General features: G+C 63.7%; 18 protein-coding genes. 13 read left to right on the top strand and 5 right to left on the bottom strand.

Annotation, left to right across the window (positions count from 1 at the left end; genetic code table 11):
- Positions 1–125: 125 nt before the first annotated feature.
- Positions 126–1,034, top strand: a complete 909-nt coding sequence (locus AB5Y95_RS00510) for a hydrogen peroxide-inducible genes activator (RefSeq protein ID WP_005299110.1) — start codon at positions 126–128, stop codon at positions 1,032–1,034.
- Positions 1,035–1,101: 67 nt separating this feature from the next.
- Here the strand turns inward: AB5Y95_RS00510 and ahh1 are convergent, their stop codons facing one another.
- Complete coding sequence (gene ahh1, locus AB5Y95_RS00505) at positions 1,102–2,967, bottom strand: hemolysin Ahh1 (RefSeq protein ID WP_368159311.1); 1,866 nt, start codon at positions 2,965–2,967, stop codon at positions 1,102–1,104.
- 852 nt (positions 2,968–3,819) lie between these two features.
- Between ahh1 and AB5Y95_RS00500 the strand changes: the two genes are divergently transcribed.
- Entirely contained in the window at positions 3,820–4,269 is a 450-nt protein-coding gene (locus AB5Y95_RS00500) for a C40 family peptidase (protein WP_005299102.1), read from the top strand.
- A gap of 55 nt (positions 4,270–4,324) precedes the next feature.
- Here AB5Y95_RS00500 and AB5Y95_RS00495 read toward each other — a convergent pair whose 3' ends face one another.
- Positions 4,325–4,618 (bottom strand): hypothetical protein, encoded by a 294-nt coding sequence (locus AB5Y95_RS00495; protein ID WP_017786551.1) that lies wholly within the window; start codon positions 4,616–4,618, stop codon positions 4,325–4,327.
- A 211-nt stretch (positions 4,619–4,829) separates the two neighbouring features.
- On the opposite strand from AB5Y95_RS00495, the gene AB5Y95_RS00490 reads away from it, so the two are divergent.
- The 4 genes from AB5Y95_RS00490 to AB5Y95_RS00475 are packed head-to-tail and all read left to right on the top strand — an operon-like array spanning position 4,830 to position 8,570.
- The gene (locus AB5Y95_RS00490) at positions 4,830–6,260 is read left to right on the top strand and encodes a coniferyl aldehyde dehydrogenase (protein WP_368159310.1); all 1,431 of its coding nucleotides are present in this window, start codon (positions 4,830–4,832) and stop codon (positions 6,258–6,260) included.
- Positions 6,261–6,270: 10 nt separating this feature from the next.
- Positions 6,271–6,873, top strand: coding sequence for a TetR/AcrR family transcriptional regulator (locus AB5Y95_RS00485; protein WP_260750548.1), 603 nt, complete (start codon positions 6,271–6,273; stop codon positions 6,871–6,873).
- Positions 6,854–7,369, top strand: a complete 516-nt coding sequence (locus tag AB5Y95_RS00480) for an SCP2 sterol-binding domain-containing protein (RefSeq protein ID WP_019838562.1) — start codon at positions 6,854–6,856, stop codon at positions 7,367–7,369. Before AB5Y95_RS00485 ends, AB5Y95_RS00480 begins: the two co-directional genes overlap by 20 nt.
- 16 nt (positions 7,370–7,385) lie before the next feature.
- The gene (locus AB5Y95_RS00475; RefSeq protein ID WP_368159308.1) at positions 7,386–8,570 is read left to right on the top strand and encodes an iron-containing alcohol dehydrogenase; all 1,185 of its coding nucleotides are present in this window, start codon (positions 7,386–7,388) and stop codon (positions 8,568–8,570) included.
- A gap of 34 nt (positions 8,571–8,604) precedes the next feature.
- Here the strand turns inward: AB5Y95_RS00475 and AB5Y95_RS00470 are convergent, their stop codons facing one another.
- The gene (locus AB5Y95_RS00470) at positions 8,605–8,886 is read right to left on the bottom strand and encodes a hypothetical protein (RefSeq protein ID WP_368159307.1); all 282 of its coding nucleotides are present in this window, start codon (positions 8,884–8,886) and stop codon (positions 8,605–8,607) included.
- A gap of 165 nt (positions 8,887–9,051) precedes the next feature.
- Positions 9,052–9,957: a cysteine synthase CysM gene (cysM, locus tag AB5Y95_RS00465; RefSeq protein ID WP_042007150.1), complete on the bottom strand. Its 906-nt coding sequence runs from the start codon at positions 9,955–9,957 to the stop codon at positions 9,052–9,054.
- Between the two features lie 134 nt (positions 9,958–10,091).
- Between cysM and AB5Y95_RS00460 the strand changes: the two genes are divergently transcribed.
- From AB5Y95_RS00460 to AB5Y95_RS00435, 6 genes are all read left to right on the top strand, one after another.
- Entirely contained in the window at positions 10,092–10,349 is a 258-nt protein-coding gene (locus AB5Y95_RS00460) for a GNAT family N-acetyltransferase (RefSeq protein WP_005299077.1), read from the top strand.
- Entirely contained in the window at positions 10,339–10,959 is a 621-nt protein-coding gene (locus AB5Y95_RS00455; protein ID WP_368159305.1) for a nucleotidyltransferase family protein, read from the top strand. The genes AB5Y95_RS00460 and AB5Y95_RS00455 overlap by 11 nt, the downstream gene beginning before the upstream one ends.
- Positions 10,960–11,029: 70 nt before the next feature.
- Positions 11,030–12,853: a SulP family inorganic anion transporter gene (locus AB5Y95_RS00450; RefSeq protein WP_211029122.1), complete on the top strand. Its 1,824-nt coding sequence runs from the start codon at positions 11,030–11,032 to the stop codon at positions 12,851–12,853.
- 147 nt (positions 12,854–13,000) lie between these two features.
- Positions 13,001–14,347, top strand: a complete 1,347-nt coding sequence (locus AB5Y95_RS00445; RefSeq protein WP_215270024.1) for an MATE family efflux transporter — start codon at positions 13,001–13,003, stop codon at positions 14,345–14,347.
- Between the two features lie 11 nt (positions 14,348–14,358).
- A complete protein-coding gene (locus AB5Y95_RS00440; protein ID WP_017766109.1) occupies positions 14,359–14,949 on the top strand; it encodes a hypothetical protein in 591 nt (196 codons plus the stop codon).
- Positions 14,950–15,235: 286 nt separating this feature from the next.
- Positions 15,236–15,451: a YdcH family protein gene (locus tag AB5Y95_RS00435; RefSeq protein ID WP_005299061.1), complete on the top strand. Its 216-nt coding sequence runs from the start codon at positions 15,236–15,238 to the stop codon at positions 15,449–15,451.
- A 76-nt stretch (positions 15,452–15,527) separates the two neighbouring features.
- Here AB5Y95_RS00435 and AB5Y95_RS00430 read toward each other — a convergent pair whose 3' ends face one another.
- Positions 15,528–16,643 (bottom strand): helix-turn-helix domain-containing protein, encoded by a 1,116-nt coding sequence (locus tag AB5Y95_RS00430; protein WP_368159304.1) that lies wholly within the window; start codon positions 16,641–16,643, stop codon positions 15,528–15,530.
- A gap of 188 nt (positions 16,644–16,831) precedes the next feature.
- Between AB5Y95_RS00430 and AB5Y95_RS00425 the strand changes: the two genes are divergently transcribed.
- Complete coding sequence (locus tag AB5Y95_RS00425; RefSeq protein ID WP_368159303.1) at positions 16,832–19,336, top strand: penicillin acylase family protein; 2,505 nt, start codon at positions 16,832–16,834, stop codon at positions 19,334–19,336.
- The last annotated feature ends 69 nt before the right edge of the window (positions 19,337–19,405 follow it).

Below are 19,405 nucleotides of genomic sequence, written 5' to 3'. Positions count from 1 at the left end.
AGTGAACAATCCTGTCAGGATTGGGCTACCTAGAGCCAAGTCCGTCTAATTAAAGCGACAAACTATAACCCCGATGGTAGATTAGTTAAATCAAATTAAATAGATAGCATTAATCGGGTTTTCCTATGCAACGTTGGCCCAGCCTGAAACAGCTGCAATATCTGGTCGCTCTCGACGAGCACAAGAACTTCAACCGCGCCGCCAAGGCCTGTCATGTCAGCCAGTCGACCCTGAGTACCGGGATCCAGACCCTGGAGGACATGATGAACCTGCAACTGGTGGAGCGGGACCACAAGAGCTTCATTATGACCCCGGTCGGCATGGAAATCGTCGAGCGGGCTCGCAATTTGCTCTCCGATGCGCGGGATCTGATGGAACTCGGCCAGCATCAGGGGGGCGTCATGCACGGCACGGTGCGCCTCGGCTGCATTCCCACCATAGCCCCCTTCCTGCTCAGCAAGCTGCTGCAAGAGTGCGGCAAAACCTATCCTGAGCTGGAATTGTTGCTGCGTGAAGACACCACCACCAACCTGCTCAAGCAGCTGGAGCAGGGCCAGCTCGACCTGCTGATCCTGGCGCTGCCGGTGGAGATCGGCGGTTTTCACTGCAAGACGGTCGGCCAGGACCCCTTCCACATGGTGATGCCCGCCAGCATGGCGGCCAGCCTGCACACCCCGTTCGACTACAAGGAGCTGCCCAACCAGAGCATCTTCCTGCTGGAGCGGGAACACTGCCTCACCGAACACGCGGTGAGCGCCTGCCGGCTGCGGGACAAGAGCAAGATCAACCCGTTTGCCGCCACCAGCCTGCACACCCTGGTGCAGATGGTCGGCGCCGGGCTCGGCACCACCTTCCTGCCGCAGATGGCCATCGATGCCGGCATCCTCGACAACACGGATCTGGTGGCCATTCCGCTGCCGGGGGAGCACCCCTACCGCGAGATCGGGCTGGTGTGGCGCCCCAGCACCACCCGGGTGCAGACCTTCTACAAGCTGGCGGAGCTGCTCGCCCCGCTCATCGACAACAAGGGTTGAAGCTCACCCCCATAAACAACGCCGGCACATGCCGGCGTTGTTGTCATGGGCGCAAGGCCCTGCTCTGTCAGTGGCTGGCCGGTGGCCCGAAGATGCGGGTGTAGGAGGTCAGGGTCCGTACGCTCACATTCTGCGAATTGCCATTCTCGTCGTAGAGCCCCAGCGCCCCGCTCTGCTTGTCGTGACCCAGCAACTGGTGGGCACTCAGGTTGCTGAGCGCATCGCTGTCCGCTTTCCACTCCCAGCGCTGGCCCAGGCTCAGGCTGCAGCTCTGCAACTGGCCGAGGTTGTTGCCATCCAGGCAGCGGCGGGTATCCTGCGCACTGACATAACGGCCGTACTGGTCATAGATGAAGGACTGGGCGGCCGAGGTCTCGTCACAGGTCACCGCGCTCAAACCGTGGTTGGCATCCGCACTCAGGCAGCGGTTGTCAAAGCCCCCCAGCTGCAGGTTGACCGGGCGACCGCCGGTAAACACCGGGTGGTTCCAATCCACCTTGAAGCTGGTGGAGGCCGTCACCCGTCTGCGCTTGTCGGTATCCTCGAAGCCCTGGAAGGAGACATGGGCCCCCACCACGTAGTAGTGCTTGTAGATGCCGGTGTAGATGGGGCGGATGTTGACCGAGGAGTCGATCTTGAACTCGGTGCTGCCCGTCTCGTCCGGCGCTGCCTTGTAGATGACGTCCAGATTCGGCACGAAGCCCTTGTAGCTGAGCGGCTGGATGCGGTTGTGGTCCACGTCGTAGCCCATGCCCCAGACGGTGGCCGTCTTGGAGGAGAGCAGGGACTCCGCGGTCGCGTATTGATCGCGCACCCAGCTGAAACTCACCTTCTGGGCGCTCGGCGCCGAGCGTTCGACCCGGTAATCCTGGGTGTTGTAGGCGAGCTGGCGCTGCTGGCTGAACTTGGCCGAGGCCTCCAGCTTGGCCTTGGGCCCATCCTTGTTCACCTCGACCCCGCCGGTGACCCCCACCTCGAAGCCCGAGATCTCACGATGCTCGTACTTGCTGTTGAGGTTGGTCGGCAGGCTCTTGAGCACCGCCGCCTTGGTGTTGGACGCCTCGATGCTGAAGCGATAATCCTGGGCGATGGCATCGGTGGCATAGTCGCGGGCCCAGCCGTCCAGCAGCAGGTAGTCCGCGATGTTCTCGCTCCAGCTCAGATCCTCGTTGAGCTGGATGCCGGCACCGGCCGACTCTTCGTCCAGCGAGATCCGCACTATCTTGGCATCCGGCGTGGCGGAACCGGTGTTGCCAAATTGCAGGGAGCGCTCCAGGTTGACCCGGTAGACCAGCGAGATGTTCGGCGAATCGCAGAACAGCCGATCGCCCCGGCTCCAGGTGCGCGAGCGCGGGAAGGTGCACTCGGCATCGCTGATCTTGCGGTTGACGTTGAGGTAGAAGGCCACGTGGGGCAGACCGGCCTCGGCGGCAGGCGGCTGGGTCAGCGAGCGCTTGTGGCGCTTGCCCTGCCCTTCCAGGCTGTCGACCCGTTCCATCACCTGATAAAAGGCCGGGTCATCGACGCCCCCCAGCGGGGTGAACAGCAACTCCCCCTTGTAGCCGGACACCAGCACCCAGTCGGCATCAAAAGAGATGCCAGCCAGCTGCTCCATGGCCTTTCTGGCCTGCTGCCGCTCGGCCTTGTCGGTGACGGCGCTGAAATCGATGAACAGGCGTTCGCCCCGTTCCAGCACCCGCTCGCGCAGCTGATCCCGGGTCATCAGCGATGTCGCCCCCTGCCCCTTCAGCCAGACATCGGCATTGAGGTAAATCAGCCCCTGTTCGGATTGCAGGCTGGCCAGCATGGCGGTGCCCTGGTCGGTGCGCTCGCCAATATCTTCGGCCTGCACGCTGCCTGCCAACAAGGCCAGCGCGAGCAGACTGAGAGCGGGAGCTTGCGTGATGAATTTGCGTGGTTTTTTGTTTTTCATTGTTATCTCCTTGTCGAATCACGCCAAGCTATTTAAACAGCGAAAAAATATGGCATAACCATATTATTCACGGTTATATTTCGGGGCGTTATTCTGCTTGTCTGTCATAACATTCATTATTTTCGCCGTGAATTAACAGCGGGTGGCGAAGGTATTTATGGTTGACAGAACAAGGATCGCGAGGCGATCTAAGGTGGACGATTCGGCATGCGCCGATGCTATTACACGGGAGTCGCGACCTAATGGCGATCTTCCCTCAAGGCCGCCTGACTGCGCCTTGAACCTCGCATGGTACCCATTGGCTTTAACGTCGCGCTCATCGGCCTGAACGATGGCACAACAGCCAGATGCCGCAGGCATCCTGGTGCGAGGGAACACTCACTGCTATGGACCGGATATCATGGGGCGGCCCTCCTCTGTCTGGTGATATTGTCAGCCAACGCCAGTCATTGACCGAATATTATTATGTGAACCAGTTGCGGGAATATACCCAGAGATATCTTGTTTTTTGCCGTCATATTGGCGGTGAAAATGGCGGGGTCCCTTGCCATTTATTTCATGGCGTCATCATAACGAATTAGCCCTGAGACAGAACGTGACACAGATCACGGGGTGACGTCAACAAGGTTAATTATCATTTCATTGTCAGGCTGATTGGAATAACTACTTTAATATTGAAATACTCATTCAAGATAATCAAAAAATATTATTCAAATGAATACAAACAATATTATAAGCCTCTCCATTCGCGCCTCTTTTGAGGTAGCAACAGGTGGTTTCTTGCAAGCAAGGCTATGTTCGAGCCCCAAACCCCGTTTATGATGGAGAGGTTGTCGTCTCGAAGGAGCCCCCATGGATTGCAAGTTGCTGCTGCCCCTGCTGGCCCTGTTGCTGGCTGCCTGTTCCAGCACGCCCGAGCCTGCCCCACCGCGCCAGCAGAGCAGCGCCTTTGAAGGCTTTTATCAGCAGTGGCGCGGCGTCCCCTATCGCATGGGCGGCTCGGATCGGGCCGGTCTCGACTGCTCCGCCTTCACCCAGCTCGCCTACCAGCAGGTGATGGGTTTCAATCTGCCGAGGACCACCGAATCCCAGGCCAACCTGGGCCGACCGGTCGATCGCTACCGGCTGCAGCACGGTGATCTGGTCTTCTTCAAGACCGGCTGGCAGCAATACCACGTCGGCGTCTACACCGGCGGCGGGGAGTTCATCCACGCCTCCACCAGCAAGGGGGTGATCCGCTCGCGCCTCGACAACGTCTACTGGAACAGCCGCTACTGGCAGGCGCGCCGCCTGACCCAGTGACCGCCATAACACAACAGGGCCCACGACGGGCCCTGTTGTTGATCCAGTGGATGGCTCAGTGCTTGCGGTGCCAGCGCGGCGAGGTGGCCCGCTCCCCCCAGGGGGTGACGCAAGGCAGCAGCGCCCCCTCGATCACCTTGTCGCTGTCGGCCAGGGCTTCCGCAATCTTCTCGTGCAGCACCCGCAGCAGGCGCCCCTCCTGTTCGGCCAGGGAGTGACCCGCGGCAAAAAATTCGCGCTGATGCTGCAGCGCCAGCTTCTGGGCAAACTCATAGGTGTTGAAGCAATCCGGCATCCGCTCGACCACATCCTCGAGGCGGGCCAACAAGCTGTTCAGTTCCCTGGTCATCGTGCTCTCTCCTTGTCGATTGATAGCCAAAACTACCTCTTATTGGATAATTCACCAACCCTGGATCCACGAAAATGTGGTAGCCAGCACAGTCGCCGGGTGAGTCACCCGTGCGCCATGCCCAACCAGCACACCGAACTTTACATTTGATTAACACGCAGCTAGATTTAGACCGACCAATCAGTCGGTCCATTTATCAGCGGGGTATGCCATGGAAGCGATGCAGTTGCAGGAGGCCGCCGACAAGTTGTCGCTCCCGGCCAGACTGGCCAAACTCAGAGACGCCTGTCAGCAAAATCCCATGCCGAGCCTGAGCGAGCGCAGAGCCCATCTCAGCCAGCTCAAGCGCGCCCTGATCGCCCACAAGCAACCGCTGTGCGACGCCCTGGCCAAAGACTATGACCAGCGCAGCGACTACGACAGCATGATTGCCGACATCCTCCCCTGCGTCATGCAGATCAACTACACCCAGAAACGGATCAAGCGCTGGATGCGCCCGCACCGCCGCCACACCGGCCTGCTGCTGGCACCGGCCCGAGTGGAGGTGTTCTATCAGCCGCTCGGGGTGGTCGGCATCATAGTGCCCTGGAACTTCCCGGTGATGCTGAGCCTCGGCCCCCTCATCAGCGCCATCGCAGCCGGCAACCGCGCCATGCTGAAGCTCTCCGAGTTCACCCCCCACACCAACCGGGTGCTGCGCGAGCTGCTGGGCGGCGTCTTCGACGAGCGCGAGGTGATGGTGGTTGAAGGTGACGCCCAGGTGGCAGCCGCCTTCAGCGCCCTGCCCTTCGATCACCTGCTGTTTACCGGCTCCACCGCGGTGGGTCGGCTGGTGATGGCCGCGGCAGCCCCCCAGCTCACCCCGCTCACCCTGGAGCTCGGCGGCAAGAGCCCTTGCCTCATCGCCCCCGACATGCCGCTGGCGCTGGCGGTAGAGCGGATGATCTTCGGCAAGAGCCTCAACGCCGGCCAGATCTGCGTCGCCCCCGACTATGTGCTGCTGCCACGCGGCCAGGAGCAGGCCTTTATCGCGGCCTATTGCGATCACTTCGCCCGTCTCTATCCCCAGGGGCTGGCCAGCGCGGATTACGGCTCCATCATCAACGGCCGCCAGTATGAGCGGCTCACCGGCTGGCTGGCCGAAGCGGAGCGGGCAGGCGCCCAGATCCACCCCTGTGGCAGCCCGGCCCGCGACGATGGCGCCCATCGCCTGCTGCCCCATCTGCTGACCGAGGTGCCGAACCACTGCCAGCTGATGCAGCAGGAGATCTTCGGCCCGCTGCTGCCGATCGTGCCCTATGACTCGCTGGACGAGGCGCTCGCCTACATAGCCGCCCGGCCGCGCCCGCTCGCCTTCTACCTGATGAGCCTGGATCCCGCCCTGCAGCAAAAGGTGATCCGGGAGACCCACTCCGGCGGCATGGCCATCAATGACAGCCTGTTCCAGGTGGCAGCCGACGACGTGCCCTTCGGCGGCATCGGCGCCTCCGGCATGGGCCACTACCACGGCCACGAGGGGTTTCTCACCTTCTCCAAGGCCAAGACGGTGCTGAGCCGGGGGCGCTTCAGCACCGGCACCATGGTGCACCCTCCCTATCGGCGCTGGCACCAGCGGCTGATGATGGCCCTGTTCTTACGTTGACGAGATGAATATGAATACGCCCGTGACCGACAAGCGTCGCCAGATCCTGGATGCCGCCCTTGCCCTCTGTGCCGAAGATGGTTTGCAGGGGGCCGCCACCGCCCGCATCGCCAAAGCGGCGGGAGTGGCCAACGGCACCCTGTTTCACCACTTCCCCAGCAAGGAGGTGCTGATCCAGAGCCTCTATCAGGACATCAAGCAGCGCCTCGGCGCCGCCATCACAGAGGCAGACGCCACCTTGCCCCTCAAGGAGCAGGCGCACCACTACTGGAGCCAGGCGATGGCCTGGATGCAGGCCCACCCCCACGAGCTCAAGTTCGTGCTGGGTTTCTTCCACTCCCCCCTGCTGGCTCGCCCGCTGCGCAGCCAGATCCTGAGCGACACCCTTCGCTTTTTACCCCGCCTGCTGGCCCAGGGCCAGGCCAGCGGCGACTTGATGCAAGCCCCACCGGCCCTGATGCTGGAGGTGTGCCAGGGCCAGTTCCTGGCCTGCGCCTCCCTGTTTGTCGACCAACCTGAACTGGGACGGGACGCTCACTGGCAAGCCAGTGCCTTCGCCCTGTTCTGGTCCGCCATCTCGGGAGCTCACGCTGATGCACAACCAAAACCTTGATACCCTGGCGGCGCTGGGCCGCCGGCTCTGGATAACCAGCCTGCTCTGGATCATCGGCCGCACCCTGTGCCGCGCCGCCCGGGTCGACGAGGCGGTGCGCCGGGAGCTGGCCCCCTTGCCGGACGGGCTCACCATCCGGCTGGAGGTGGGCGGCATGGCCCAGGGGCTGACCATCCACAAGGCTGACGGCCGCTGGCAGAGCGGCCCCGCCCCCGATGCCGGCGCTCTGCACCCGCTGCGGGTACGTTTCAAGCATCCCGCCATCGCCTTTCGCGCCCTCAGCTTTCGGCTCGGGGTCAATCAGGCGTTCAGCGAGAACCGCCTGCTGGTGGAGGGGGATCTCACCGTCGCCATGCACCTGGTGCGCGCGCTGGAGCAGTTGCAGGCGCTGATCCTGCCCGCCTTCATCGCCCGCCCCTTGCTGCGCCACTATCCGGACCCGAGCCACAAGCTGAGCCGGGCCTGCCACATCTACCTGGGTCTGTTGACCGGCTGAACGAGAGGATGAGCCTATGAGTCGCTATTACGATTTTTTCTGTCCGGTCAAACTGATCGCAGGGGAGCAGGCGCTGGAGCAACTAGCCGGCGAGCTGGCGGGATTGGGGGCGCGCCGGCCGCTGCTGCTCACCGACAAGGGGGTCAGCGGCACCGGGCTGGCTACCTTGCTGGCCGGGGTGCTGGCCGAGGGAGAGCTGCCGGTGGCCGCCATCTGGGACGAGATCCCGGCCGACTCCTCCACCGCCGTGGTGGAGCGGATCGCGACCCGTCACCGGGAGCTCGGCTGTGACAGCCTGGTGGCGCTGGGGGGCGGCTCCGTCATCGACACCGCCAAGGCGGTCAACATCCTCGCCTCCATGGGAGGGGAGCGGCTGCTCGATTACGCCGGCGCCGGCTGCCTGACCCGGCCGCTGCAGCCGCTGGCGGTGGTGCCCACCACCGCGGGCACCGGCTCGGAGGTGACCCTGGTGGCGGTGATCAAGGATGAGGCGAGCGGGCGCAAGGTGCCCTTTACCTCCCCCTTCCTGCTGCCCCAGCTGGCGGTACTGGACCCGCGCCTCACCCAGGGGTTGCCGCTCAACATCACCGCCGCCACCGCCATGGATGCCATGACCCACGCCATCGAGGCCTTCATCGGCACGGCCAAGAACCCGGTCAGCGACGCCCTGGCCCTGATAGCGGTAGAGAAGATCGCCAACGCCCTGCCCCAGGTACTCAGCAACCCGCAGGACAAGCAGCTGCGGCTGCAGCTGGCGGAGGGCTCCACCCTAGCGGGCATGGCCTTCTCCAACTCCATGGTGGGACTGGTGCACGCCCTCGGTCACAGCCTGGGGGCCCGCTGCCACCTGCCCCACGGCCTGTGCATGAACCTCTTCCTGCCCACCGTGCTCGACTACAACCGGCCGGGCATAGACCCCGAACTGGCTCGCCTGCTGCTGCCGCTGGTGGGGGCCGAGCGCTTTGCCGCGACCCCGGCCGCCGTGCGGCCCCAGGCCACCATCGAGGCGCTGCAGGCGCTGCGCAATACCTTGTGGGAGACGGTGAAGCTGCCGCGCACCCTGCGGGAGGCGGGTCTCACCGACAAGGCGCTGCTGCCCGAGATCCGCGATCTCGCCATCAACGACGGCGCCCTGCTCTACAACCGCAAGGATGCCGACCGGGCCCAGCTGCTGGCCCTGCTGGAGCAGGCCTGGGAGTGATCAGGCAGGCGGCCCCGCCTCGCGGGGCCACCTGTTACCAGCGGATGGTGGCGCCGGCGCCGTAGTTGCCGCTATCTTCGGGCGTCTTCTCGCGCCAGATGGACTCCTTGTTGCGGCGCACTGCCTCTTCCCGCTCCTGATTGCGCTCCCAGACGGGTTTCACCTCGTCCTGCGGCCGCTCCTGTTTCTGCCCCTTGTGATCGGTCACCGAGCACTGCTTGTCGCCACACTGATAGGCATAGGGTTCGACGGTGCAGCCTGCCGTGGCCAGACAGAGGCCAAGCAGAGAAACACGAAGAGAGGAAGACAAGATCATGGGACGCTCCTGTTTGCAGCGGTCAACAAAAGGGGCCGAGTGTCAAACAGGAGGCAAATGGAATCAAGCCTGCCAGCAGGCTTGATTGTTACAAGGGGTACACAGTGCGATGTATCAGCAAGCTATTGATACATATCATGTTAAGCAGCATACCTACTCAGGCTCTCACCCCTGTTCGTCGCTGAACACCCCGGTTGAGAGGTAGCGATCCCCCCGATCGCAGATGATGGCCACCACCACCCCCTGTCTGATCTCTGCCGCCACCCGCAGGGCGCCGGCCACGGCGCCGCCCGAGCTGACCCCGCAGCAGATGCCCTCCTCCCGCGCCAACCGCCGCATCATGGCGAGAGACTCGTCGAGCGTGACGTCCAGCACCCGGTCGACCCGGGTGGGTTCGAAAATGGCGGGCAGGTAGGCCGCCGGCCAGCGCCGGATGCCGGGGATCTGGCTCCCCTCGGCCGGTTGCAGGCCGATCACCTGCACCGCCGGGTTCTGCTCCTTGAGGTAGCGGGAGACCCCCATGATGGTGCCCGTGGTGCCCATGGCCGAGACGAAGTGAGTGACCGCCCCCTCGCTCTGGCGCCAGATCTCGGGGCCGGTGGAGAGGTAATGGGCATCCGGGTTGGCCGGGTTGTTGAACTGATCGAGTACCAGCCCCTCGCCCCGTGCCTGCATCGCCAGGGCGAGGTCGCGTGCGGCCTCCATGCCCCCCTCCACCAGCACCAGCTCGGCGCCATAGGCCTGCATGGCATCGCGCCGCTCCTGGCTCATGGTATTTGGCATGATGAGTCGCATCCGATAGCCCCGCGCCGCCGCCACCATGGCCAGCGCGATGCCGGTGTTGCCGGAAGTGGCCTCGATGAGTCGGGCCCCAGGCGCTAAGTGACCGCTCGCCTCCGCACACTTGATGAGGTTCAGCGCCGGCCTGTCCTTGACCGAGCCGGCCGGGTTGTTGCCCTCCAGCTTGACCAGCAGGGTGACATCGGGGTGGGGATTGATGCGACGCAGCGCCAGCAGGGGGGTATTGCCGATCAACTCTTCCAGCGTGGCAAAAGCCATAATGGGATCCATCCTTCGTGAACTGTTCTATACCTTGGCTAGCGGGTATGTACCCGGCCGGGCTCGCAGTGTAAGCGACCCCGAACAGTTGGCAAAGGGGCGCCGACATGGTCAGATAACCCCATCCCCCGTACCGAGGAGCAAGCATGAGCGAGATCATTCATCAGGCCAACCAGCAGCAATTCATCTGTGTGGTGGATGGCAAGGAGTCCAGGCTGCGTTACCGGCGGCTCGACGCCAAGACCATCGACGCCTACAGCACCTTCGTTCCGCCCGAGCTCAGGGTTCAGGGGATCGCCGATCAGCTGGCTCGCACCTTCTACGACTGGACCCAGGCGGAAGGGCTCACCATAGTACCGAGCTGCAGCTACATCGACGTCTGGTTGCGCCGCAATGCCGGCTGACCCCCAGACGCGTCACCACACGCAAGCGTTCAACCTTCGCCCGGGCGCCCGGGAAGCCGATCTGCAGGCGAAAACCGAAGCCCTATTGCGGGCCGATGCCCAGCGCATGGATTGCCTCCGGGCAGCCCGTGAACTGGCACTGCCCGACTGGGCGCTGGGGGCCGGTTTTATCCGCAACCTCATCTGGGATCACCTGCACAACAAATCGACGCCGACCGCCCTCAACGACATCGATCTTATCTATCTGGATAGCGCCGACCCGGATGGGTTGGCGGAGGCCGATCACGAAGCCTGGCTCGCCGTCAGGATGCCGGGCCAGCAGTGGGAAGTACGCAACCAAGCCCGCATGCATCTGCGCCAGCGGGTGGCTCCGTTTACCAGCTCGCTGTCGGCCCTCAGCCACTGGGTGGAGGTGCCCACCTGCATCGGGGTCCGCCTGCTGGCAGACGACTCATTCGAGTGGCTGGCCCCCTACGGCTTTGCCCCCAACTGGTCCCTGCAGGTGGATCCCAACCCGCGCTGCCGCCAGGAGAGCCGGGTCTTTACCGAGCGGGTCAAGGCCAAGGAGTGGCAACGGCTCTGGCCTGACCTGGTGGTGAACTGGCCATAACCTGATTGCAATGTTTCGATAACCTTGGGCACACTAAGGAAAAGCTGTTTGTAACTCAATGGGTTAAATAATGCGCGACTTCTTTTCACTCGAACGCTGGCTACCGGGCCTCGCCGCCCTGCTGCAATACCAGCGGGCCTGGCTGATGCCGGATATGCGCGCTGGATTGTCGGTGGCCGCCGTGGCCCTGCCCGTGGCCATTGCCTATGCGGAGCTGGCCGGGGTGGGGCCGCTGGTGGGCCTCTACTCCTGCATCCTGCCCATGCTGGTATACGCCCTGTTCGGTACCTCCCGCCAGCTCATCGTCGGCCCGGACGCCGCCACCTGCGCGGTGATCGCCGCCGTGGTGACCCCGCTCGCCGCCGGGGACGCCACCCGCCACTGGCAGTTGGTGATGACCATGACCGCCATGACCGGCTTCTGGTGCCTCATCGCCAGCCGCTTCAAGCTGGGAGTGCTGGCGGACTTTCTCTCCCGCCCGATCCTGATGGGGCTGCTCAACGGGGTAGCCATCACCATCATGGTGGGCCAGCTCTCCAAGATCTTCGGCTTCACTTTCAGTGAGCGCTACCTCATCGAGCGGATCGCCGGCGGTGCCAGCTACATCACCCAGACCCATCTGCCCACCCTGGCCATGAGCCTGACCGCCCTGCTCACCCTGCTGCTGGCCAAACGCTTCAAGCCGGCCTGGCCCTCCTCCATGGTGGCCATGGTGGTGACGGCGGGGCTGGTGTGGGCGCTCGATCTCGGCCGGTTCGGCATCGCCACCCTGGGCGCCATCGGCTCCGGCCTGCCCACCTTCCAGATGCCGGAGTTTCCCCCCGGCCTGATGCGGGAGCTGGTGCTGCCGGCGCTCAACCTCGCCATGGTGAGCTTCGTCTCCATGATGCTGACCGCCCGCAGCTTCGCCGCCAAGAACGGCTACGAAATCGATGCGGACAAGGAGTTCCGGGCCCTCGGCATGGCCAATCTGGCGGCGGCAGCCTCTCAGGGCTTTGCCATCAGCGGCGCGGATTCGCGCACCGCGGTCAACGACGCCAACGGCGGCAAGAGCCAGCTGGTCTCCATCATCGCCGCCGCCGTCATCGCCCTGGTCACCTTCTATCTGACGGCGCCGCTGCAATACATCCCCACCGCCGCCCTCGGCGTGGTACTGGTGATGGCGTCTTTGTCCCTCACCGACTTTCGCGGCCTGTGGGCCCTGCGCAACTCCGACCGCTCCGCCTTCTGGCTGGCGCTCATCACCTTTGTCAGCGTGCTGGCCATGGGGGTCATTCCGGGCATCACCCTCGCGGTACTGCTGGGGCTGTTCCAGTTCCTGCGCAACGTGATGCGCCCCACCGACCAGCTGCTCGGCATGGACGACGAAGGGGTGGTGCGCACCCTGGGGGACAACGAGCAGGCCAAGGCCATTCCCGGCATCCTGGTCTATCGCTTCAACTCGCCGCTCACCTACTTCAACGCCCCCTACTTCAAGCGGCGGGTGCTGGCGCTGCTGGTGCAGGATCCCCACAGCCCCAAATGCCTGGTGGTGGACGCGGTGGCCTGCTTCACCCACCAGGACATCAGCGTGATGAGCATGCTGGGGGAGCTGCACCGCGACTTGAAACGGCGCGGCATCCACATGGTGATGGCCGGCCGCCACGGCCAGATGAGCCTGTGGCTCAAGCAGGCCGGGATCCGGGTCGGCGACGAGGGGATCATCCTCTGCCCCGACATGTATCAGGCGCTGCGCATGACCCGCTGCTACCGCGAGCCGGTGTTCAAGGACGACGAGGTGGTGGAGAGCACCACCGAGGCCATCCTGTCGCGCTGGCCCCAGGATGAGGCCCTGCCCGATTCGGCGCGCCTCACTCTGCCAAGCGAACAGGAGGCGGGCGCCACCCCGGCCTGATCCCGAGCGAGCCCTGCCCCTGCGGCAGGGCCGCGTCTCTTGCTCCCCCTGCTTGGCCACCGCCACGATTGCGCCTCGCACCCGCTTGGTGTTAAATGCCCGTCCAGATGGCGCCGACGAGGGCCATCCCCAGTATTTGGACACCCCATGCAAACTCAATCCCACGCAGGTCCGGGCACTCTCTTCTCCCTGACCTGGCCCCTGTTTATCGATCTCGCCCTGCACTTTCTGACCGGGGCCCTCAACACCTTCATGGTGGGTCACGTCTCCTATCAGGGGGTGGCGGCGCTCGCGGTCGGCAACCAGGTGTTCGATCTCGCCATCACCCTGTTCAGCTTCGTCAGCATCGGCACCAGCGTGGTGATCACCCAGTATCTGGGGGCCGGCGACAAGGAGAAGGCGCGCGTCGTCATCCACACCGCCATCGGTTTCAACCTGCTGGTGGGGCTGGTGGCCGCCGTCGGCGTCATCGCCGGCGCCAGTACCATGCTGGCGCTGATGAACCTGCCCGCCAACCTGATGAACGATGCCACCCTCTACCTGCAGATCATCGGCCTGTGCCTGCTGCCGGAAGCGGCGGCCCTCTGCCTGGCCGCCACCCTGCGTGCCCACGGCCACACCCGTCAGGCCATGTACGTGACCCTGACCGTCAACCTCATCACCTTCGTCGGCAACCTGCTGCTGCTCTACGGCTGGTTCGGCCTGCCCCAGCTCGGGGTGGCCGGGGTCGCCATCAGCACGGTAGCGGGCCGCATCGTCGGGGTGGTGCTGCTGGTGTGGCTGGTGGCGCGCAAGACCGGCATCCACCTGAAACTGCCGGAGATCGTCAAACCCAGCCGGCTGATGCTGGGCAAGGTGTTGCACATCGGTCTGCCGGCCGCCGGGGAGAACCTCTCCTGGATGCTGCAGTTCATGGTGGTGACCGCCTTCGTCGGCCTGCTCGGCGACAAGGCACTGGCGACCCAGTCCTACTTCTTCCAGATCTGCCTGTTCATCCTGCTGTTCGGCCTCTCCATCGGCCTTGGCAACGAAATCATCATCGGCCATCTGGCGGGGGCCCGCCGCTTTGAGCAGGCCTACACCCAGCTGATGAAGAGCCTGAAACTGGGGCTCGTCGTCACCGCGCTCATCGCCCTCGCCGCCGCCCTCAACGGCCGCACCATCATCAGCCTGTTCACCGATGACGCCGACATCATCACCCAGGTGGCGCAGCTGTTCTTGATAAGCCTCATTCTGGAACCCGGCCGCACCTTCAACCTGGTGGTGATCAACGCCCTGCGCGCCACCGGTGACGCCCGTTTCCCGCTCTACATGGCGCTGCTCTCCATGTGGGGAATTGCCGTTCCACTGGCCTATTTCCTTGGTATCATGCAGGGTTATGGACTGGTCGGTATCTGGTTGGCGCTCGCCTGCGACGAGTGGGTGCGCGGTCTGGCCATGTTCTGGCGCTGGCGCAGTCGTCGCTGGCAAAACAAAATTCTTGTTGAAACATAAGCGGAATCACAATGAAGAAGATAGGACTCTTGTTGGCGGCCATCCTGCTCAGCCCGCTCGCCATGGCGCAAACCGCCCCCGCCGCCCCCAAGGCGCAGGCGGCCCAGACCTGGTACGTGGCCCCCATCGCCATCGATGAAACCAGCGAGGCCCAGAAGGCGCTGACCAAGGACTTCATGGCCCAGATGATCAAGACCATCAAGATCAACGAGTACCAGACCGGCAAGGCGGTGGGCAAGACCAAGTCGCCCAAGTGGCTGATCCGCACCAAGCTGATGCCGGCAAGCAGCGAACCCCTGGTCGGCAAGAAGCACCCGCAGGGCCTCACCTACGGCAAGGGCATCCCCACCCAGGAGATCGTCGGCGAGCTCATCATGAACGGTACCCTGGTGGCCCATGTGGGTCAGGGCTGGCGCGAGCCCATCGTCCCGGGCACCCCGGTAGCCGAGAAGATCTCCATCGCCAACTATCAGTACGCCATCGGCAACGAAGCCAAGTCACCGGATCTGGAAGAGCTGGCGGCGCAAATCGGCTTCGAGGTGGGCAAGGTGATCGCCCGCGATGGCAAGCCGCTGCCCGAGAAGAAAAAGAAAAAAGAGTAAACGCGACACCTGTTACCAAGAAGGGGCCCTGCGCCCCTTTTTGCTGCCCGCCTGGCGGCCACAAGCTGTCATCCGGCCGTCACAATTGTGATCCATCCGGCACTTTTCAGACTCTCTGCTTACCGATAAAAGCCTTATCAGCTTGTGATTCAAACAGTTAAAAATCGCCCATCCCATGCAGCAAATCATTGGTCCCGAATTGGAGCCGGATCACATTTATCTCGCAGGGGACGCGGTAGTTTGGTCTTGCAGGCACAATCAAACGAAACCAAGGAGGCCGCATTACATGTTCCCAGAGTACAGAGAGCTCATCTCGAAACTGAAGAGCAGTGATGTCCATTTCCAAAAGAAGTTTGACTTGCATAACGATCTGGATGTGGAGATTAGAAAGTTGGAGAAACATCACGCCAGCGACTACAGCGCCGAGGTGAAGGATCTGAAAAAACAGAAACTCAAACTGAAAGAGGAGATCTACGACATCCTCAAACAACATCCACAATAGACGCCTCGACGAATACCTGGATAAGCAACTTATCCTGCCAGCCCGGCCCGACGCCGGGCTTTTTGTTGCCCGCTCATCAGGAGGCGACGGCCGCTTGCACCCCCTGGCGTCGATACTCGCTGGGGGTCTGGCCGGTATGACGGCGAAAAGCACTGTTGAAGGTGGACTTGCTGTTGAACCCGGCCCGATAACAGACAGAGGCCACCGTCTCGTCGCTCTCCTGCAACAGTCGCTTGGCCTCCGCCACCCGATATCGGTTGAGCCAGTCGTAGAAGTTGCCCCCCGAACAGGCGTTGATGGCGCTGGACGCCTGATGAAGGCTCAGGCCGCACTCCTCGGCCAGCTTGCCAAGGGAGAGGGCGGGATCCCGATAGGCACCGCGCCCGAGCTGGCGCTCCAGCGCCTCGAACAGGGGGCGCAGGCTCTCATCCCGTACCGGTTCCGATGCGGCGTCATTGGCGCGCTCGCGCACGCCCCCCTCCGGCGCACCTCCCTGTTGTGGCAGCCTGGCATGGGCCAGCACTTGCAGCAGCAGATAGGCGGTGACGGGGGCCTGCAGATAGACGGTAGAGAGCGGCCAGCCGAGCCAGCTCAAGGCGATGCGCACCAGCAACAACAAGGCCACCAGCAGTTGCAGCCCCTGCAGCTGGGCCACCCAGGCCCGCAGCGCCGGCTTGCGGCTGACCACCCCCAGGCGCCGCTGCTGCCACCAGTAAGCCAGCCCCAGCAGGGCGATGCAGGCCAGATAGCGGTTGCCATAGAGGGTCACCCCGGGCCACAACGCATCCCCCTGCTTGCCAAGCAGGATCCAGCTCACCTTGTCGGCCCCCGGCAGCAACCAGTAGGGCAACGCCAGAGCGGCAACCAGCAGCATGGGCAAGCCGTGCACCAGCCGCTCACGCCAGCAACCGAGTACCGACTCCCCCTGCAGAGCCCTGATGTAGCCATACAGGCAGAACGGCAACATCACCACCAAAGGGTCGGCCAGCTTGAGCAGATGAGGCCACTGCAGAAACCACTGCTGCTGGTGGTAGAGATACTCCAGCGCCTGCAAGCCGCTCAGGCTGAGCACAGCCAGCAGATAACCGGCGGCGACATCCCGCCGCATGCGCCGCAGCCAGCCGAGCGTGGCCAGCAGCAACATGCCGGTCAGGCTCAGACTGAGCACGGCGGCCACTTCTTCCCACTGCATATGCGTCCTCCTGCAGGTACGCCTCCATCGAGCTGTACCTGTTTATCCTTGTTTTTATTATGTTTTCCAACCATTGACCGGTTCCATCCAGCGAGGCGACAAGGGCGGAAGGGCTGCGCTTAAATACCTTCGCCTGCGGCTGAAAAGCAACAGAACAATAACAAGTCAGGACCACAGAAGGAACCAGGATGAAAACCCATTTTCCCCTAACCCTGCTCGGCTGCCTCGTACTGGCCGGCTGCCAGGAGAACAACAGCGAGCCGGATCCCGCTCGCCACTACGACGTCACCCTTACCTACACGGAGCAAGGGGTTCCCCACATCAAGGCGAACGACTACGCCAGCCTGGGCTTCGGGGCCGGCTATGCCCATGCCGAAGAGAACCTCTGCACCCTGAGCGAGCAGATCATGAAGCTGCGGGGAGAGAAATCCCGCTGGCTGGGCGCGGGGGAGCAGCAGCGCAACCTGCTCTCCGACGTGGGTTATCGCTCGCTCGACCTGCCTGCCCAGGCCGCGGCCCTGTATGGCAAGCTGGCGCTGGATGCCCGTGACCTTGTCGAAGGCTATGTGGCGGGGTTCAACCACTCCCTTGCCGGGCGAACCAGTCCGGCGGACTCCCCCTCCCCCTGCCGCGGGGCCGAGTGGGTCGAACCCATCACCCCGGTCCAGTTGCTGGCCTATCACCTGGATCTTGCCCAGCTGGCCAGCGGCCGCAGCTTTATCAGCGCCATGGCCAGCGCCCAGCCCCCCGCCACTGCCGGTGCACAGGGACGTGCCGCCCTGCCCGCCCCGGCGCTGGATCCTGTCTCGCTGCTCACCGCGGAGGGGATCGGCAGCAACGGCTGGGCGCTGGGGGCGGATCGCAGCAGCAACGCCAACAGCCTGCTGCTCGGCAACCCCCACTTTCCCTGGGATGGCGAGCTCAGATTCTTTGAACAGCACCTGCAGATCCCGGGGGAGCTCAACGTGACCGGTGCCACCATGATGGGCTTTCCCGCCATCCTGATTGGCTTCAACGAGCAGCTGGGCTGGACCCACACCGTCTCCCAGTCCAAGCGCTTCACCCTCTATCAGCTCACCCTGGACCCCGCCAATCCGCTGCGTTATCGCTACGGTGATCAGTGGTGGGAGATGAGCCAGAAAGAGATCACCGTGCAGGTACGCCAGGCCGATGGCAGCCTGCAGCCCCATGTCCAGACCCTCTATGCCAGCCATTTCGGCCCCATGGTCAACCTCGCCTCCCTCTCGCCCACCCTGGGCTGGACCAGCAGCAGCGCCGTCAGCCTGCGCGATGCCAACGTCGGCAACTACAAGATGCTGGAACAGTGGCTGGCCATGGCCAGGGCCCAAAGCACCCCGGCTTTCTTCGAGGCGCTGGCCGAGCATCAGGGGGTGCCCTGGGTCAATACCCTGCTGATCGACAAGCGTGGCCAAGCCAGCTATGTGGATGCCACCCAGGTACCCCGCCTCGGCGCCAAGGCAGAGGCCTGGTGGCGAGCCGCCTCCCAGACGCCGCAACTGGCGCCCATCTGGCTGGATGGCGAGGGCAGCGTGCTGTTGCCGGGCAACGACCCCGATTTCGAGTGGGTCGACAGCGGCCAGACCCGGGCTCCCGGCCTTGTACCCCTCAGCCAGGCCCCCCGCCAGACTCGCAGCGACTACGTCTACAACGCCAACAGCAGCCACTGGCTGACCAACCTGGCGGCGCCGCTGGAGGGATACTCCATTCTCTACGGGCCGGAGCAGACGGTACGCAGCCCGCGTACCCGCTACAACGCCCAGCTCATCAGCACGCCCGATGCAATGGGACTGACCGGGGCTGATCGCCGCTTTACCCTGCAGACACTGCAAGGTGTGGTGACCCACAACGGCTCCCTGTTTGCCCGCGAGCTTAGAGATCCCCTGCTGGCCCGTTGTCAGGCCCATCCGCTGATCCAGCTGACCAGCGGCCCGCTGGACTTGACGCCGAGCTGCAACGCGCTCGCCAACTGGGATGGCGAATATCAGCTTGAAAGCCGGGGGGCTCACCTGATGCGCGAATGGTTGACGGCGTTTCGCACCAGCGGCCACAGAGACATCAAGGATGCCCTGTTCGCCATCCCCTTCGATCCGGCCCATGGCGCCACCACGCCGAGCGGGCTGGCGCCCTGGAGCGGCGCGCCGGATCTGGATCCCGCCCTGCTGGCGTTGGCCCAGGCCCAGCAGCGGTTGCAGGCGGCCGGTATCGCGCCGGATGCCGAGCTCGGCGCACTGCAATTCGTGCAAAAAGCGGCCGGGCTGACCCCCATCGCGCTGCCGGGAGGCAACTCGTTCGAGGGCATGTTCAACATGGTGCAGACTAACCTGCCTTCGCGCAGCAGCTCGGATCTCGCCAACATAGTGACCGGCAAGGCCGTGGCAGGCACCACGCTGCGCACTCTGGATGATGACGGTGACGGCCAGCCTGAGCTGCGTTATCGCGCCAACTACGGCTCCAGCTTTGTGCTGGCCCTGCAGTTCGATGACGCCGGCCCCAAGGCGGAGCGCTTCCTGAGCTATGGCCAGTCCCACGATCCCGAGAGCCCGCACTTCACCGATCAGACCGAGCTGTTCGCCCGTCAGCAGTGGCAGCCCATGCGCTTCACCGAGCAGGAGATAGCGGCCCATCAGGAGCGCACCCTGCACCTCAAGGTGCTGCGTACCACCAGCCCCTGAGTCAACCCTCTCTATTCAGTCATAAGAAAAGCGGGCCAATGGCCCGCTTTTTCATGCCTGTTTCACCCC

The organism is Aeromonas sp. R5-3, from assembly GCF_040908225.1.
GTDB lineage: Bacteria > Pseudomonadota > Gammaproteobacteria > Enterobacterales > Aeromonadaceae > Aeromonas > Aeromonas dhakensis.
Note: the sequence above shows the minus strand (reverse complement) of the source record. Positions and strands in the feature narration are given on the sequence as shown.

Coding starts and splice junctions, on each gene's coding strand:
- AB5Y95_RS00500 (WP_005299102.1), top strand. CDS start 3,820: ATGGATTGCAAGTTGCTGCTGCCCCTGCTGGCCCTGTTGCTGGCTGCC.
- AB5Y95_RS00425 (WP_368159303.1), top strand. CDS start 16,832: ATGAAAACCCATTTTCCCCTAACCCTGCTCGGCTGCCTCGTACTGGCC.
- ahh1 (WP_368159311.1), bottom strand. CDS start 2,967: ATGAAAAACAAAAAACCACGCAAATTCATCACGCAAGCTCCCGCTCTC.
- AB5Y95_RS00450 (WP_211029122.1), top strand. CDS start 11,030: ATGCGCGACTTCTTTTCACTCGAACGCTGGCTACCGGGCCTCGCCGCC.
- AB5Y95_RS00460 (WP_005299077.1), top strand. CDS start 10,092: ATGAGCGAGATCATTCATCAGGCCAACCAGCAGCAATTCATCTGTGTG.
- AB5Y95_RS00490 (WP_368159310.1), top strand. CDS start 4,830: ATGGAAGCGATGCAGTTGCAGGAGGCCGCCGACAAGTTGTCGCTCCCG.
- AB5Y95_RS00480 (WP_019838562.1), top strand. CDS start 6,854: ATGCACAACCAAAACCTTGATACCCTGGCGGCGCTGGGCCGCCGGCTC.
- AB5Y95_RS00440 (WP_017766109.1), top strand. CDS start 14,359: ATGAAGAAGATAGGACTCTTGTTGGCGGCCATCCTGCTCAGCCCGCTC.
- AB5Y95_RS00455 (WP_368159305.1), top strand. CDS start 10,339: ATGCCGGCTGACCCCCAGACGCGTCACCACACGCAAGCGTTCAACCTT.
- AB5Y95_RS00485 (WP_260750548.1), top strand. CDS start 6,271: ATGAATACGCCCGTGACCGACAAGCGTCGCCAGATCCTGGATGCCGCC.
- AB5Y95_RS00475 (WP_368159308.1), top strand. CDS start 7,386: ATGAGTCGCTATTACGATTTTTTCTGTCCGGTCAAACTGATCGCAGGG.
- AB5Y95_RS00495 (WP_017786551.1), bottom strand. CDS start 4,618: ATGACCAGGGAACTGAACAGCTTGTTGGCCCGCCTCGAGGATGTGGTC.
- AB5Y95_RS00430 (WP_368159304.1), bottom strand. CDS start 16,643: ATGCAGTGGGAAGAAGTGGCCGCCGTGCTCAGTCTGAGCCTGACCGGC.
- AB5Y95_RS00445 (WP_215270024.1), top strand. CDS start 13,001: ATGCAAACTCAATCCCACGCAGGTCCGGGCACTCTCTTCTCCCTGACC.
- cysM (WP_042007150.1), bottom strand. CDS start 9,957: ATGGATCCCATTATGGCTTTTGCCACGCTGGAAGAGTTGATCGGCAAT.
- AB5Y95_RS00435 (WP_005299061.1), top strand. CDS start 15,236: ATGTTCCCAGAGTACAGAGAGCTCATCTCGAAACTGAAGAGCAGTGAT.
- AB5Y95_RS00470 (WP_368159307.1), bottom strand. CDS start 8,886: ATGATCTTGTCTTCCTCTCTTCGTGTTTCTCTGCTTGGCCTCTGTCTG.
- AB5Y95_RS00510 (WP_005299110.1), top strand. CDS start 126: ATGCAACGTTGGCCCAGCCTGAAACAGCTGCAATATCTGGTCGCTCTC.